The 14,509-nt window shown below is 74.2% G+C and carries 14 protein-coding genes; 8 read left to right on the top strand and 6 right to left on the bottom strand.

From position 1 onward, the window contains the following. Nucleotide 1 precedes the first annotated feature (1 nt). Nucleotides 2–2,080, bottom strand: a complete 2,079-nt coding sequence (locus ACF07N_RS02360; protein ID WP_392107313.1) for a SpoIIE family protein phosphatase — start codon at nucleotides 2,078–2,080, stop codon at nucleotides 2–4. 235 nt (nucleotides 2,081–2,315) lie between these two features. On the opposite strand from ACF07N_RS02360, the gene ACF07N_RS02365 reads away from it, so the two are divergent. From ACF07N_RS02365 to ACF07N_RS02375, 3 genes are all read left to right on the top strand, one after another. After that, nucleotides 2,316–2,687 (top strand): hypothetical protein, encoded by a 372-nt coding sequence (locus ACF07N_RS02365; protein WP_392108746.1) that lies wholly within the window; start codon nucleotides 2,316–2,318, stop codon nucleotides 2,685–2,687. Between the two features lie 267 nt (nucleotides 2,688–2,954). Then, nucleotides 2,955–4,970: an FAD-dependent oxidoreductase gene (locus ACF07N_RS02370; RefSeq protein WP_392107316.1), complete on the top strand. Its 2,016-nt coding sequence runs from the start codon at nucleotides 2,955–2,957 to the stop codon at nucleotides 4,968–4,970. 28 nt (nucleotides 4,971–4,998) lie between these two features. After that, nucleotides 4,999–5,571 carry a PadR family transcriptional regulator gene (locus ACF07N_RS02375; RefSeq protein WP_392107318.1) on the top strand — a complete coding sequence of 191 codons (573 nt, stop codon included), beginning with the start codon at nucleotides 4,999–5,001 and terminating at the stop codon, nucleotides 5,569–5,571. A gap of 55 nt (nucleotides 5,572–5,626) precedes the next feature. Here ACF07N_RS02375 and ACF07N_RS02380 read toward each other — a convergent pair whose 3' ends face one another. Next, nucleotides 5,627–6,166, bottom strand: coding sequence for a hypothetical protein (locus ACF07N_RS02380; RefSeq protein ID WP_392107320.1), 540 nt, complete (start codon nucleotides 6,164–6,166; stop codon nucleotides 5,627–5,629). Between the two features lie 170 nt (nucleotides 6,167–6,336). After that, nucleotides 6,337–7,314, bottom strand: a complete 978-nt coding sequence (locus ACF07N_RS02385) for a fibronectin type III domain-containing protein (protein ID WP_392107322.1) — start codon at nucleotides 7,312–7,314, stop codon at nucleotides 6,337–6,339. A 387-nt stretch (nucleotides 7,315–7,701) separates the two neighbouring features. Here ACF07N_RS02385 and ACF07N_RS02390 point away from each other — a divergent pair, with 387 nt between their 5' ends. Next, on the top strand, nucleotides 7,702–8,397 hold the full coding sequence (locus tag ACF07N_RS02390; RefSeq protein ID WP_392107324.1) for a glycoside hydrolase family 75 protein: 696 nt from the start codon (nucleotides 7,702–7,704) through the stop codon (nucleotides 8,395–8,397). A gap of 363 nt (nucleotides 8,398–8,760) precedes the next feature. Here the strand turns inward: ACF07N_RS02390 and ACF07N_RS02395 are convergent, their stop codons facing one another. The 3 genes from ACF07N_RS02395 to dhaK all read right to left on the bottom strand — a co-directional run bounded on the left by ACF07N_RS02395 (nucleotide 8,761) and on the right by dhaK (nucleotide 10,832). Next, a complete protein-coding gene (locus ACF07N_RS02395) occupies nucleotides 8,761–9,171 on the bottom strand; it encodes a PTS-dependent dihydroxyacetone kinase phosphotransferase subunit DhaM (protein ID WP_383342698.1) in 411 nt (136 codons plus the stop codon). Then, the gene (dhaL, locus tag ACF07N_RS02400) at nucleotides 9,164–9,763 is read right to left on the bottom strand and encodes a dihydroxyacetone kinase subunit DhaL (protein ID WP_392107327.1); all 600 of its coding nucleotides are present in this window, start codon (nucleotides 9,761–9,763) and stop codon (nucleotides 9,164–9,166) included. Before dhaL ends, ACF07N_RS02395 begins: the two co-directional genes overlap by 8 nt. 76 nt (nucleotides 9,764–9,839) lie before the next feature. Then, nucleotides 9,840–10,832, bottom strand: coding sequence for a dihydroxyacetone kinase subunit DhaK (gene dhaK / locus ACF07N_RS02405; RefSeq protein WP_383329339.1), 993 nt, complete (start codon nucleotides 10,830–10,832; stop codon nucleotides 9,840–9,842). Nucleotides 10,833–10,944: 112 nt separating this feature from the next. Between dhaK and ACF07N_RS02410 the strand changes: the two genes are divergently transcribed. From ACF07N_RS02410 to ACF07N_RS02425, 4 genes are all read left to right on the top strand, one after another. After that, entirely contained in the window at nucleotides 10,945–11,853 is a 909-nt protein-coding gene (locus ACF07N_RS02410; protein WP_392107329.1) for a GNAT family N-acetyltransferase, read from the top strand. A gap of 147 nt (nucleotides 11,854–12,000) precedes the next feature. Continuing rightward, nucleotides 12,001–12,750, top strand: coding sequence for a response regulator transcription factor (locus ACF07N_RS02415; protein ID WP_392107332.1), 750 nt, complete (start codon nucleotides 12,001–12,003; stop codon nucleotides 12,748–12,750). After that, on the top strand, nucleotides 12,732–13,841 hold the full coding sequence (locus tag ACF07N_RS02420; RefSeq protein WP_383329348.1) for a sensor histidine kinase: 1,110 nt from the start codon (nucleotides 12,732–12,734) through the stop codon (nucleotides 13,839–13,841). The genes ACF07N_RS02415 and ACF07N_RS02420 overlap by 19 nt, the downstream gene beginning before the upstream one ends. A 96-nt stretch (nucleotides 13,842–13,937) precedes the next feature. After that, entirely contained in the window at nucleotides 13,938–14,501 is a 564-nt protein-coding gene (locus ACF07N_RS02425) for a DM13 domain-containing protein (protein WP_392107336.1), read from the top strand. The last annotated feature ends 8 nt before the right edge of the window (nucleotides 14,502–14,509 follow it).

Consider the following 14,509-nt stretch of genomic DNA (forward strand, 5'->3'; position numbering starts at 1 on the left):
CTCAGCCCGGGGTGGTCGCCCGGGCGATCAGCAGCGCCACGTCGTCGAAGTTGTCCGGCTCGTGCAGGGTGCGCAGCAGCAGCTCGCACACCTCCTCCAGCGGCCGGTCCGGCCCGTCCAGCAAGGACAGCAGCGTGCCGAGCCGGTCGTCGAGCGGGTCGCGCCGGGTCTCGACCAGCCCGTCGGTGTAGAACACCAGCCGGTCGCCGGGTTCCAGGTCGACGGTGGTCGTGGAGAAGGCGACCCCGCCGACACCGAGCGGCACCCCGGTCGGCAGGTCGAGCAGCTCGGGAGGCCGGCCGGCCCGGACGCGCACGGGCGGCAGGTGCCCGGCGTTGGCGATCCGGCACTCGCGGCGGCGCGGGTCGTGGACGGCGTAGACACAGGTGGCGATGGCCTGGTCGAGCCCGGCGGTGATCCTGTCGAGGTGTTCGAGGAGCACGTTCGGGTCGAGGTCGAGGGAGGCGAGGGTGTTGGTCGCCGTCCGCAGCCGTCCCATGGCCGCCGCCGCCGGGATGCCGCTGCCCATCACGTCGCCCACGACCAGCGCGGTCTTGTCGTCCTGCAGCGGGATCACGTCGAACCAGTCGCCGCCGACCTCGCTCGTGGCCCCGGCGGGCTGGTAGCGGGAGGCCACCTCCAGTCCGCCCGTCACGGAGGGGATGCTGGGCAGCAGGCTGCGCTGCAGGGTCAGCGCGGTGTCGCGGGCGCTCTGGTACCAGCGCGCGTTGTCGATCTGCACGGCGGCCCGGGCGGCCAGCTCGCGCGCCAGCAGCAGGTCGTCCTCGGTGAACGGCAGCGGATTGCGGGTGCGTTTGAGGTCCAGCGCACCCAGCACCTCGCCCCGGGCGATCAGCGGCACCGCCAGGTACGAGTGCACCCCGGCCCGGCCCAGCAGCTCGGCGGCCTCCGGGGAGCGGGCGATGCGCGCCAGGTCCTCGTCCTTGACCTCCGGCAGCATCACCGGGCTCGCCGTGCGCACGCACTGCGTGACGAGGCGGTCGGCGGCGTACCGGGCGACCTGCCCGGGCGGATCGGCCGCCTCCAGCGCCTCGGCGGAGTCGTATCCCTGCACCGCGAGCGCCCGGATCACCGCCGACTCGCTGGGACCGAGGGCGGACTGCCGGCCCTGCACCACGGCGTCCAGGAGGTCCACGGCCGCGACGTCGGCGAGTTCCGGCACGGCCACCTCGGCGAGCTCGTGGGCCGTGTGGTCCAGGTCCAGCGTGGTGCCGATCCGCCCCGAGGCGTCGGCGATCAGCGCCAGCCGCCGCCGCGCCGCCTCGGCCTCGATCCCCGCCCGGTACTGCTCGGTGACGTCGACGATCGAGACGGCCACGCCCAGCACGGTCCGGAAGGCGTTCTCCAGCCGGTACAGCGAGACCGACCAGGCGTGGTCCTGGTGCGGGTCGGCCGGGGTGCGCCCGATCGTGGACTGGTCGACGACGGGCGTGCCCGTCTCCAGCACCCGGCGTGTGGCGGTCTCCAGGGCGTCGACGTCCATCCCGGGCACCACCTCCCGGGGGGTGCGGCCCAGATGCTCCTCGGCCGGCAGCCCGTTGATCTCCTCCAGCGCCTTGTTGACGGAGACGTAGCGCAGCTCCGTGTCCAGTACGGCCAGCCCGATCGGGGACTGCGCGATCATCCGCGTCGACAGCGCCACCTCCCGCTCCAGCCGGTGCACGGTCGACTGGTCGGCGCACAGCCCCAGCGCGTAGACGTCGCCCTGGTCGTCCAGCAGGCGCATGTTGCGGAACTCCACCAGCCGGGTGGTGCCGTCCTTGCGGCGCACGGGGAACGCCCCGGCCCAGCTCTGGCCGGTGCCCATGACGTCCGAGAACAGCTTCACCACGAGGTCGGCGTGCTGCTCGTGGACCATGATCCGCGCGGCGTACTGCCCGAGCGCCTCCCGCGCCTCGTACCCGAACAGCTCCTCCGCCTGCGGGCTCCACAGCACGATGCGCCCCCGGGCGTCCAGGACCACCGAGGCCACGCGCAGGACGTCGAGCAGGCCGCTCGGCCGTGCCGAACCGCGCAGCGGCTCCTCGCCCCCGGCCTCGGGAGCCCCGGCTGCACTCATCCCACGCCCCGCCTTCGCCGTTCCTCGCGGCACGCCGTCACGGTGCCGACACCCCAGTTCTACCGCGCGGAGCCGTCCGACCGGGGCCCCTCGCCTCACCTTCCACCATCTCCCACCGGGACGCGTGCCGCCCCGGCGGCGCGTCCGCGCCGCTAGTGCTCCACCCGAGGTGGTGCTTTGCTGGGGGAGGGGCGGAAACGGCAGCGTGGCCACGTAAGGAGCGATCACGATGGCGATGAACCACGAGCGACCGCACCCCCACTCCGTCTCGGTGGAGATCAGCGGGTGCAGCAAGCACGACGCCCGGATCGTGTTCGACACGCTGTGCGCCTGCTTCGAGTCCGACCGGTGCGCCGACGACGTGCCGGAGGAGCTGCACGAGACCCGCCCGACCGTCTGGCTCGGCACCTTCGACGTCGCCGACACACACGAGGGCGCGCACCCCGAGGCCCGGCTGTCGTCCTCGGTCGAAGCCGACCTGCACGGCGGGTACTGGGCGATCGAGCGGCTGCGCACGACGCTGGACTCCCTGTTCGACGTGCACGACCTGAGCACCGTCTCCGGTGACCAGGAGAGGGAACTGCACGTGCGCCTGCAGAGCCGCTGAGCGCCGCTCGCGCCTCCCGGCGGGCCGAGAGGACGGCGCGCCGGGGACGGCGCACGCCCACGGGCGGGTCCGCCGGCCGCACCTCCCCGTCCACGCCGCGCAGCCCCTCGTACGGCGGCCCGAAGCCCGCCGCGGCCGGGAATCCCGCCAGGCCAATCCCGCCAGGTCATCGACCTGCTGTGCCCTCCGTCACCTTGTGCAACTAGTTGCATAAACCGTCGGTAGTCCTCTACAACTACAGACACGACACCGCGCACGGAGGGCCCGATGAGCCGTTACCCGCACCTGCTGAGCCCCCTCGACCTGGGCTTCACCACCCTGCCCAACCGGGTCCTCATGGGCTCCATGCACGTGGGCCTGGAGGAGGCCGAGGGCGGGTTCGCGCGCATGGCCGCCTTCTACGCCGCCCGCGCCCGCGGCGGAGTGGGCCTGATCGTCACCGGCGGCATCGCCCCCAACGACGAGGGGCGGCCCTACGAGGGCGGCGCCAAGCTCACCACCGAGGCGGAGGCCGAGCAGCACCGGGTCATCACCGACGCCGTGCACCGCGAGGGCGGGCGGATCGCACTGCAGATCCTGCACTTCGGCCGCTACGCCTACCACCGCGACCTGGTCGCGCCCAGCCCGCTGCAGGCGCCCATCAGCCCCTTCCCGCCCCGCGAGCTCACCGACGCCGACATCGAGCGGACCATCGACGACTACGCGCGCACCGCCCGTCTCGCCCGGCAGGCCGGCTACGACGGCGTGGAGATCATGGGCTCCGAGGGCTACCTCATCAACGAGTTCATCGCGCTGCAGACCAACCGGCGCACCGACCGCTGGGGCGGCTCGTACGAGAACCGCACGCGCTTCCCGCTGGAGATCGTGCGCCGGGTGCGCGAGGCGGTCGGCGAGGACTTCATCGTCATCTACCGGCTCTCCATGCTCGACCTCGTCCCGGGCGGCTCCACGCTCGACGAGGTGATCACCCTCGCCAAGGCGGTCGAGGCCGCCGGGGCGACGATCATCAACACCGGCATCGGCTGGCACGAGGCCCGCATCCCCACCATCGCCACCTCCGTGCCGCGCGGCGCCTACACCTGGGTCACCCAGCGGCTCATGGGCGAGGTGTCCGTGCCGCTCGTCACCACCAACCGCATCAACACCCCCGATCTGGCCGAGGAGTTGCTCGCCGACGGCGTGGCCGACATGGTGTCGATGGCCCGCCCGATGCTCGCCGACCCCGACTTCGTCACCAAGGCCCAGGCCGGCCGACCCGAGGCGATCAACACCTGCATCGGCTGCAACCAGGCCTGCCTCGACCACACCTTCAGCGGCCTGATCACCTCCTGCCTGGTCAACCCGCGCGCCTGCCACGAGACCGAGCTCGTGCTCTCCCCGACCCGGCTGCGCAAGCGCGTCGCGGTCGTCGGCGCCGGACCGGCCGGACTGGCCTGCGCGGTCTCGGCCGCCGAGCGCGGGCACGAGGTGACGCTGTTCGACGCGGCGGGCGAGATCGGCGGACAGCTCAACGTCGCCCGCAAGGTGCCGGGCAAGCAGGAGTTCGACGAGACGCTGCGCTACTTCCGCACCCAGCTCGACTGGCACGGCGTCGACGTCCGGCTGAACACCCTCGTCACGACCGCCGACGTCGACGGCTTCGACGAGGTCGTCGTCGCCACCGGCGTCACCCCGCGCACCCCCGACATCCCCGGCGTCGACCACCCGAGTGTCCTCGGCTACCTCGACGTGCTGCGCGACGGCGCCCCCGTCGGCGACCGGGTCGCGATCCTCGGCGCGGGCGGCATCGGCTTCGACGTCGCCGAGTACCTCACCGACACCGGCGACAAGGCCCACGAGAACCCGCAGACCTACTTCCGGCAGTGGGGCGTCGACCTGGACTACCGCGGCCCCGGCGGACTCGCCGCACCCGAGCGGCCCGCCCCGCCGCGCACCGTCCACCTGCTCCAGCGCAAGACCTCCAAGGTCGGCGCCGGACTCGGCAAGACGACCGGCTGGATCCACCGCACCGAACTCAAGCACCGCGGCGTCACCATGGTCCCCGGCGTCCGCTACGACCGGATCGACGACGCCGGACTGCACATCACCGTCGGCGAGGAGAGCACGGTGCTCCCGGTCGACACGATCGTGCTGTGCACCGGCCAGGAGCCGCGCCGCGGCCTGTACGAGGAGCTGGTCGCGGCCGGGCACAGCGCGCACCTCATCGGCGGGGCCGACGTGGCCGCGGAACTGGACGCCAAGCGCGCCATCAAGCAGGGCACCGAGCTGGCGGCCGCCCTGTAGGGGACGCACGCGTCCCTAGGATGAGGCCATGTCACTCCCGCACGCGATCCTCACCGCCCTGCTCGAGAAGCCGTCGTCCGGGCTGGAGCTGACCCGCCGGTTCGACCGGTCGATCGGCTACTTCTGGTCGGCGACGCACCAGCAGATCTATCGCGAACTCGGGAAGCTGGAGGCCGACGGCCTCATCCGGGCCCTGCCGTCCGAGCAGCCGGCCCGGGGGCAGAAGAAGAGCTACGAGGTCCTGCCCGCGGGCCGCGCCGAACTGGCCCGCTGGACCGCCGCCTCCCAGGACCCCAAGCCGCACCGCGACCCCCTGCTGCTGCGGCTGAGGGCGGCGGCCGTGGTCGGCACCGCGGGCCTGGAAGCCGACCTGCGCCGCCATCTGGAGCTCCACGAGCGGCAGCTGGCCGAGTACCGGGAGATCGAGCAGCGCGACTTCCCGCCCGGCCGGGACGGCACCGAGGACCGGCTGCGGCACCTGGTGCTGCGCGCGGGGATCGACCTGGAGACCTTCTGGACCCAGTGGCTCAGGGGCGCCCTGGCGGACTTCGCCGACCTGTCCGGCCCCGAGCCGGCCCGTCCCGCCCGGCCGGCCACGTGACGGCGGTCCGCCCGGCCGGAGCGCTTCGACCGGGCGGACCGCCCTCCGTACCGGGTCAGAGCCGGTACGACCTGGTGCGCCGGCGCAGGTACCAGGCCGCCCCGGCGATGCCGGACGCGACCAGCGTCCCGCCCGCCACGAGCGTGACGGTCCCGTAGTCCGTCGACGAGCCGCCGACCCCGCCCATCACACCGCGGGACGGTGAGACCGAGGGGGAAGCGGTCCGCGTGGGGGAAGGGGCGGGGGAGACGACGACGGACTGCGTGCCCGCGGTGGTGCCGTCCGAGCAGATGACGATGACGGTGTACGTGCCCGCGGTGACGTTCGACCAGGCGGCGGACTGGACGGTCGACGTGCCCGACAGGGTCACCTGCCGCCCCTGGGCGAAGCTGCCTTGACTGCTGGTGAGCAGCGAGGCGGTGCCCCAGCTGCCGTTGATCTGGGTGCACGAGCTGGTCGTGACCGACACCGTGGAGCCCGTGGTGCTCACGGAGATGCCCGGACCCGCGGCCGCGGGCACCGCCGCCAGGGCGAGGGGCAGCGCGGCGGCGGCCACGGTCAGGCCGGAGCGGTGAACCATCGATGAGTTGCGCATGTGGACTGCCCTCCGGCGGCACGGTCGGCGGTACATCCCTGGCGCCGCCGAAGGTCGGGAACGGCCGTGCTGCCTCAGGGGCCAGCCAAAGCGCCCCGGGCCCGGGACGCACGCCGGACGCGGCCGGGCAGGTGACGGTGGCCGGGCCCCGGCCGCTCCCGGGGCGCGCGTCAGCGCGGCGCGCCCGTCGTCACCGTCCGCTCCGGCGAGAAGCCTCCCCAGGTGCCGTCCGGCAGCATCGCCCGGATCCGGACGCGATGGGTGACTCCGCTGTCCCGTCCCACGTAGAAGCTGTAGGCCGCACGGCCGCGCGGCGGGTTCCCGCCGAACACGAGGGACGTGGCCGCGCGGCCGTCCAGGTGGACCTGGTACTCGGTCACCACGCCGTCCACCCGCGGCGGCACCCAGCTGAGGTCGACGTGGTACGCCCCGTCCGCGCGACGGCTCGTCGCCCGGAAGCCGGTGGGCGCCGTGGCCCGGCCGTCGCCGGTGCCCGGCGTCGTGAGGCGGACGGCGGCACTGGCGGGGGAGACGTTGCCGGCCGCGTCCCGGGCCCGGACGGTGAACGCGTAGTCCGTGCCGGGCCGCAGTCCCGTGACCACCGTGGCCGTCTGGCCCCCGCCCACACTGTGGATCTTCGTGTCCCCCTGATGGATGTCGTACGACACCACGCGCTGGTCGTCCGTCGAGGCGGACCAGGACAGCTGGACCGCCCGGCTCCCGGCGGCCCGTCCGCGAGCCGCCGCCGGACGGCTCGGCGCCGAGCGGTCGTCCGCGGCCACCTCCGCAGTCCTGGCCCGGACCTCCCGGCTGCGCGGCCCGAGCCGTCCGTCGGCGTCCCGTGCCCGCACGGAGAAGACGTACAGCGTCGACGGTCTGAGCCTGGTGACATCCACCATGTGCTGCGAACCGGGCACTTCCTTGACCTTCGTGGCGCCGCGATACACCTCGTAGCGGTCGGCCCGCTCGGTCGCGTTCCACATGACGTGCACGCTCGTGGCGCTGCCCGCGGCCGCGGTGACGCCGGTGGGCGCGCCGGGCGGGGAGCCTCCGTCGCCTTCGGCCGTCCCGGCCGGGCCGCAGGAGGTGGCGAGGGTGACCGCCGCGCAGAAGACGGCGCACCGACGGAGCAGGGCAACACGTCGCACGGGACTGCCTCCCGGTGTGGGGCTCGGGAATGGTCCGGACCAATATGACGTGAGTGACGCGATCACATCAAGAGGGTGGTGAGGGCGGCCGGCGTCACCCCGCCGTGCGTGACCACCCGGCGGAGTTTCGTATGCTGAAGTTCCTCACGGCCGAACACCTGGCGGACAGCAGGGAGTTCGGGCATGTCACGCGGACCGCTGTCGTCGCAGATACCGCGTTGGCGCCGGGTGGCCGGGCGGCCCGGGTCTCACACGGACTCAGGCCCCCGGCCTCCCTCGGCCGTTGGGGTCGTGCACCGTCCGGCCCCTCAGCGGTGGCCCGCCGATCGCCCCGGGGACACATTGGGCTGAGTGCCCGTCAGGTCCCCGAGGAGAGGCTCCCGTATCGTGCGTGCCCAGTCGCTCACACTGGCCGCGGCCAGCGCCGCCCTGCTGGCCCCGACGACCGCCCCCGCCGCACCGCCCTCCTACGGCGACCGGCCCGTGACGCGGCGCGAGGGCACGGTTCCCGCCGCCGACCTGCTCGCCAAGGTGCGGGACTGCGCCCCCGTCTCGCGCGGCCGCTACCGCAGCGACAACGGCGCCCCCGCCACCATCCCCGTCTGCGGCACACGGGACGCGGTGTTCTGGAAGGCGGACATGGACATCGACTGCGACGGCCGCCCGGGGCCGCGCTGCAACCGCCGCACCGACCCCTACTTCGCCCCCACCACGGCCTTCGCGGACTCCGCCGGCCGCCCCCTGAGCGCCGAACGCCTGCCCTTCATCGTCGTCCCCGCCCCGAGCCGCATCTGGGACTACCGCGAGCACGGGGTACGCGGCGGGTCGGTCGTGGCCGTCGTCCACCGGGACCGGGTGCAGTACGCGGTCGTCGGCGACACGGGTCCGCAGCACATCATCGGAGAGGCGTCCTACGCGGCCGCCGAGGCCCTCGGCATCCGCCCCGACCCGCACGGCGGCGGCGTGCCCTCGGGCGTCACCTACATCGTCTTCAAGAACACCCGCGTGTCCCCCATCGAGGACCACGCGGCCGCCGTGACGGCGGGGGAGCAGGCGGCGAAGCGGTTCCTTGCGGCGCCCTGAGGGGTGCCCGGCGTCCAGGACGCCCGGCGGCCGGCCCCACCGGGCCCACCGCCTCCGGGCGGGCCCGGCCACGGGTCGGCGGGACCGGCAGGACCGGCGATGACAGCGGGGCCGGCAGGGTCGGCAGGGCCGGCAGGGCCGGCAAAGCCGGTGGATCGGAAGAAACGGCAGCACAGGTCCACCGGTGGACCGGCGGAGCCGCCAGGGCCGGTCCTGCCGGTCGGACGTTGCGACCTGCGTGACCCACGTGAGCCGACGCCGAGCGGCGCGGCCCTGTACCCACGGGCGCGGGCGGAAGCCCACCGGCGTGGACCCGCGCCGGCCGGCGTGGACCGTCCCGGACGGGCAGGGACCCGCGCGGGGTCACACCTTCCGGTACGCGTACGCCTCCGTGGCCGCCGCCTCGACCGCCGCCAGATCGGCCCCGGTGGAGGCCGTGACGACCGCGGCCACGGCCCCCTCCACGAACGGGGCGTCCACCAGCCGTGTCCCTTCGGGGAGTTCGTCGCCCTCGGCGAGCAACGCCTTCACGGTCAGCACCGCGCTGCCCAGATCCGTCAGGACGGCGACACCGGCCCCGCGGTCCACGGACGCGGCCGCCGCGGCGATCAGCTCCGCGCTCGTGCCGAGCCCGCCGCCCTCGGTGCCGCCCGCCGGGGCGACCGGCACCGCCGCGCCGCCGCCCGCGAGCCCCTTCGCCAGCGCGGCCACCGAGGCGGCCACCTCCGCGCTGTGCGACACCAGCACGATCCCCACGAGCCGCTCGTCACTCACCGGCGGCCTCCGCGAGAGCGGCGACGAGCAGCGCCGAGGACGTGGCGCCGGGGTCCTGGTGGCCGATGCTGCGCTCGCCCACGTAGCTCGCCCGGCCCTTGCGCGCCTGCAGGGGCGTCGTCGCGACGGCGCCCTCCTCGGCGGCGGTCCGGGCCGCCGCGAACGATTCGCCGAGCGCGTCCACCGCCGGCACCAGCGCGTCGATCATGGTCTTGTCGCCGGGCGCGGCCCCGCCGAGCGTCATGACCGCGTCCACCCCGGCCCGCAGCGCCTCGGTCAGCTGCTCCGCGCTGACCACGGCCTCGTCCCCGAGCGCCTTGCCGGCCCGGCGCAGCAGCGTCCCGTAGAGCGGCCCCGAGGCGCCGCCGACCGTCGAGATGAGCTGCCGCCCGGCCAGCGTGAGGACCCCGCCGGGCGTGCCGGGGGGCTCCTTGTCCAGCGCGGCCTTCACCGCCGCGAAGCCGCGCTGGAGGTTGCTGCCGTGGTCGGCGTCCCCGATGGGGGAGTCGAGGGCGGTGAGCCGTTCCGCCTCGCGGTCGACGGACGCGGCGGTCGCCGTCATCCAACGGCGGAAGAAATCGGCGTCGAGCACTGGATCTCCTTGCCTGGTAGGTACGGCTGGCAGGTACGCGTGGTGGGTGCCGGGGGCGCTCCCCGGCCACTGTCTCTCACACGCCCCAGCGCAGGCCCGGCGTCTTCACCGGCGCGTCCCACAGCCGCAGCAGTTCCTCGTCGGCCTGGCACAGCGTGAGGGAGGCGCCCGCCATGTCGAGCGAGGTGACGTAGTTGCCGACCAGGACGCGGGCCACGGCGACGCCGCGCTCCGCCAGCACCCGGTGCACCTCGGCGTTGAACCCGTACAGCTCCAGCAGGGGCGTCGCGCCCATGCCGTTGACGAGCACCAGCACGGGGTTGCGCGGCCTGAGGTCCTCCACCACGGCCTCGACGGCGGCCTCGGCGATCTCGCCGGAGGTCATCATCGCGCGCCGCTCCCGGCCCGGTTCGCCGTGGATGCCGATGCCCAACTCCAGCTCGCCCGGCGGCAGGTCGAAGGTGGGGCTGCCCTTGGCCGGGGTGCTGCACGCGCTCAGCGCGACACCGAAACTGCGGGAGTTCTCGTTGACCTGACGGGCGATGGCCTCGACCCGCTCCAGTGGCATGCCCTCGTCGGCGGCGGCGCCCGCGATCTTCTCGACGAAGAGGGTCGCGCCGGTGCCGCGCCGGCCCGCCGTGTAGAGGCTGTCGGTCACCGCCACGTCATCGTTGACCAGGACCTTCGCGATCTGAATGCCCTCGTCCTCGGCCAGTTCGGCGGCCATGTCGAAGTTGAGGACGTCCCCGGTGTAGTTCTTCACGATGAACAGCACGCCCGCGCCGCTGTCCACGGCGGCGGCCGCGCGCAACATCTGGTCGGGCACGGGGGACGTGAACACCTCACCCGGACAGGCCGCCGACAGCATGCCGGGGCCGACGAAACCGCCGTGCAACGGCTCGTGGCCCGAGCCTCCGCCCGAGACCAGGCCCACTTTCCCGGCGACAGGAGCGTCCCGCCGCACGATCACCCGGTTCTCCACGTCCACGATCAGGTCCGGGTGGGCTGCCGCCATACCGCGCAGCGCGTCCGCGACCACGGTCTCCGGGACGTTGATCAGCATCTTCACGGGTACCTCCTGGTGAGAGCAGGTGTGCCTCCGACTCATCCTTGCACGCATGCCCGGAGGCGTCCCCGGCACCGCGTTGCCCCGCACCCGATTACCTGACTAAGGTCAGAGAATGACAGCCGGGCAAGTGGAACAGGTGCGGCGCTTCAACCGCACGGTCGCCGAACGCGTGGGAGTGCTGCACGACCACTACTTGGGCGCCGCACGCCCCTACGGGCAGGCCCGGCTGCTCTGGCAGATCGGTGACGGCGCCACCCACGACGTCCGCAGCGTCCGGGACCGGCTGGGCCTCGACTCCGGCTACGCGAGCCGGCTGCTGCGGGCCCTCGAACGCGACGGCCTCGTCGCCGTCGAACCCCACCCCCGGGACCGCAGGGTGCGCACCGTGCGGCTGACCGAGGCGGGGCGCGCGGAACGTGCCCTGCTCGACGCGCGCAGCGACGCGCTCGCCGCCTCGCTCCTGGACCCGCTCGACGCCCGGCAGCGGGACCGGCTGACCTCGGCCATGGCGACGGTGGAGCGGCTGCTGACCGCCGCGGTCGTCTCCCTGGAGGTCCTCGACCCCGACCACCCGGACGCCGCGCACTGCCTGCGCTCCTACGCCGCCGAACTCGCCCGGCTCTTCGACGGCGGCTTCGACCCCGCCCGGAGCCTGCTGCCCGACCCCGGCGAACTGCGCGCCCCGCGCGGTCTGTTCCTCGTCGCCCGGCTGCACGGCGAGCCGGTGGCCTGCGGCGGGCTGAAGCTGCCCGCCGGAGCCCCCGCCGAGATCAAGCGCCTGTGGGTCCGCCCCGACACCCGCGGGCTCGGTCTCGCCCGGCGCCTGCTGTCCGAACTGGAGGCACGCGCCGCCCGGCACGGCAGTGACCGGGTACGGCTGGACACCAACAAGGCCCTGGAGGCGGCCACCCGCCTCTACCGCGACAGCGGATACACCGAGGTCCCCGCCTTCAACGACGAACCGTACGCCCACCACTGGTTCGAGAAACGGCTCGCCCCGGGCACGTGCGCGGACCGCTGAGCACGCGGGCCGGCCCACCGGCCGGACCCGCCCGCGAGGCGGCGCGCAGCGGCACACCGAGGCGCCGTTTCTTACGAAACGCGGACGCCGGGCCCCGCGCGGTGGCCCGGTGACCCGCCGGCCCGGGCGCGGTGCCAGGCTGGAGACATGCAGCAGCAGCCGTACGAAGCCCCGGGATCCGGCGCGGGGCCCGCCCGGATCCTCGTCGTGGACGACGATCCGACCGTCGCCGAGGTCGTCGCCGGGTACCTGGACCGCGCCGGCTACGCCGTCGACCGCGCCGACGACGGCCCGACCGCCCTCACCCGCGCCGCCGCGCACCGGCCCGACCTGGTCGTGCTCGACCTGATGCTGCCGGGCATGGACGGCCTGGAGGTGTGCCGGCGGATCCGCGGGCAGGATCCCGTGCCGGTCATCATGCTCACCGCCCGAGGCGACGAGGACGATCGCATCCTGGGCCTGGAGGTCGGCGCCGACGACTACGTCACCAAGCCCTTCAGCCCCCGCGAACTCGTCCTGCGCGTGGAGTCGGTGCTGCGCCGCAGCAGGCCCGCCGCCACCGGGCGGCCGCTCGGGGCGGGCGGTCTCACCGTCGATCCGCCGGCCCGCCGCGCCACCAAGGACGGCGAGGAACTCCCGCTCACCCTGAGGGAGTTCGACCTGCTGTCGTTCTTCCTGCGGCACCCGGGGCGGGCGTTCAGCCGCGAGGACCTGATGCGCGAGGTGTGGGGCTGGGACTTCGGCGACCTGTCGACCGTCACCGTCCACGTCCGCCGGCTGCGCGGCAAGGTCGAGGACGACCCCGCCCGCCCCCGCCTCATCCAGACCGTGTGGGGCGTGGGCTACCGCTTCGACCCGACGGCAGCAGAGGACCGGCCGTGCGCGAGACCTTCCTGATCGCCCTGTACGCCTTCGCCGGTGCCGCCGCCACGGGCCTGGCCGGCGCGGGTGTGCTGCGTGTGATCCGGCGCCGTTCGCTGACCGCCTCGCTCGCCGTGGTCGCGGCGGTCGGGGTCGTCGCCATGCTCGCCGGCACGCTCGCCGTCGCCTGGGCGATGTTCCTCTCCCCGCACGACCTGACCGTCGTCACGACCGTCGTCGCCATGGCGGCCGTCGTGTCCCTGGCCACCGCGCTGCTCCTGGGCCGCTGGGTCGTCGCCCGCAGCCGCGCCCTGGCCGTGGCGGCGCGCTCCTTCGGCGACGGCGGTGACTTCACCGCCCCCGACGGTGCGACCACCGCCGAACTGGAGTCGCTGAGCCGCGAACTGGCCGCCACCAGTGCCCGCCTCGCCGAGTCCAGGGAGCGTGAGCGCGCCCTGGAGACCTCCCGGCGCGAACTCGTCGCCTGGATCTCCCACGACCTGCGCACCCCGCTGGCCGGGCTGCGGGCCATGTCCGAGGCCCTGGAGGACGGCGTCGCCGCCGACCCGGACCGCTACCTGCGGCAGATGCGCACCGAGGTCGAACGCCTCAACGACATGGTCGGCGACCTCTTCGAGCTGTCCCGCATCCACGCCGGCACCCTGCCCCTCGCCCCCACCCGCATGTCGCTGTACGACCTGGTCGGCGACGCGCTGGCGGGAGCCGACCCGCTCGCCCGGGAGCACGGGGTGCGCCTGGTGGGGGAGCGGATCGAGCCGGTGCCCGTCGAGGTCGACGGCCGGGAGATGAGCCGCGTCCTGGGCAACCTGCTGGTCAACGCCATCCGCCGGACCCCGGCCGACGGCACGGTCGCGATCGCCGCGGAGCGGTCCGCCGACGGGGTGGTGCTGTCGGTGACGGACGGCTGCGGCGGCATCCCCGAGGAGGACCTGCCGCGCGTCTTCGACACCGGCTGGCGCGGCACCCACGCCCGTACGCCCCCGGGGGGCGCCGGTCTCGGCCTCGCCATCGTCCGCGGCATCGTGGAGGCGCACCACGGCCGGGCCACCGTACGGAACATCCCCGGCGGCTGCCGCTTCGAAGTCGTGCTCCCCACCGCCTCCTGAACGGACGTAAGGGTTTCGTCATCGGCCCGACGGCCCGCGGGGCCCGTCGGGCCCGTTGAATGGGCGCAGGACGAGAACTCCTTGGAGGTGGACGGCATGGGACGGGTGCGGAGCGCGCTGGTCAGGCCGTGGGTGATCGGTGTGCTGGCCGTGGTGGTCGCCGGGGCGGGCTTCGGCCTGTACTGGTTCCAGCCCTGGAAGCTGTGGCAGGACGAGACGGTGCGGGAGGCGCTGCCCGACGCCGCCGCCCGCCCCACGGCGACGGCACCGCCGTCCGGCGCGTCCCCGGCGCCGGCCCCGGCCGGTCCGCAGGCCCTGGCGAGCGGTGAGCTGATCAGCCACGAGCACACCACGACCGGCACCGTGAAGCTGCTGCGGCTGTCCGACGGCAGCCATGTCGTGCGCCTGGAACGGCTCGACACCAGCAACGGTCCCGACCTGCGCGTGTGGCTGACCGACGCGCCGGTGAAGGAGGGCCGCGCCGGCTGGCACGTGTTCGACGACGGCGAGCACGTCAGCCTCGGCAAGCTCAAGGGCAACAAGGGCAGCCAGAACTACGCCGTGCCCGAGGGCGTCGACGTGAGCCGCTTCAGCAGCGTCAGCATCTGGTGCGACCGCTTCGACGTGTCCTTCGGGGCGGCGCACCTCGCCCGGGCCTGACGCGGCGG

Source organism: Streptomyces sp. NPDC015242, assembly GCF_043079125.1.
In the GTDB taxonomy this organism is placed as follows: domain Bacteria; phylum Actinomycetota; class Actinomycetes; order Streptomycetales; family Streptomycetaceae; genus Streptomyces.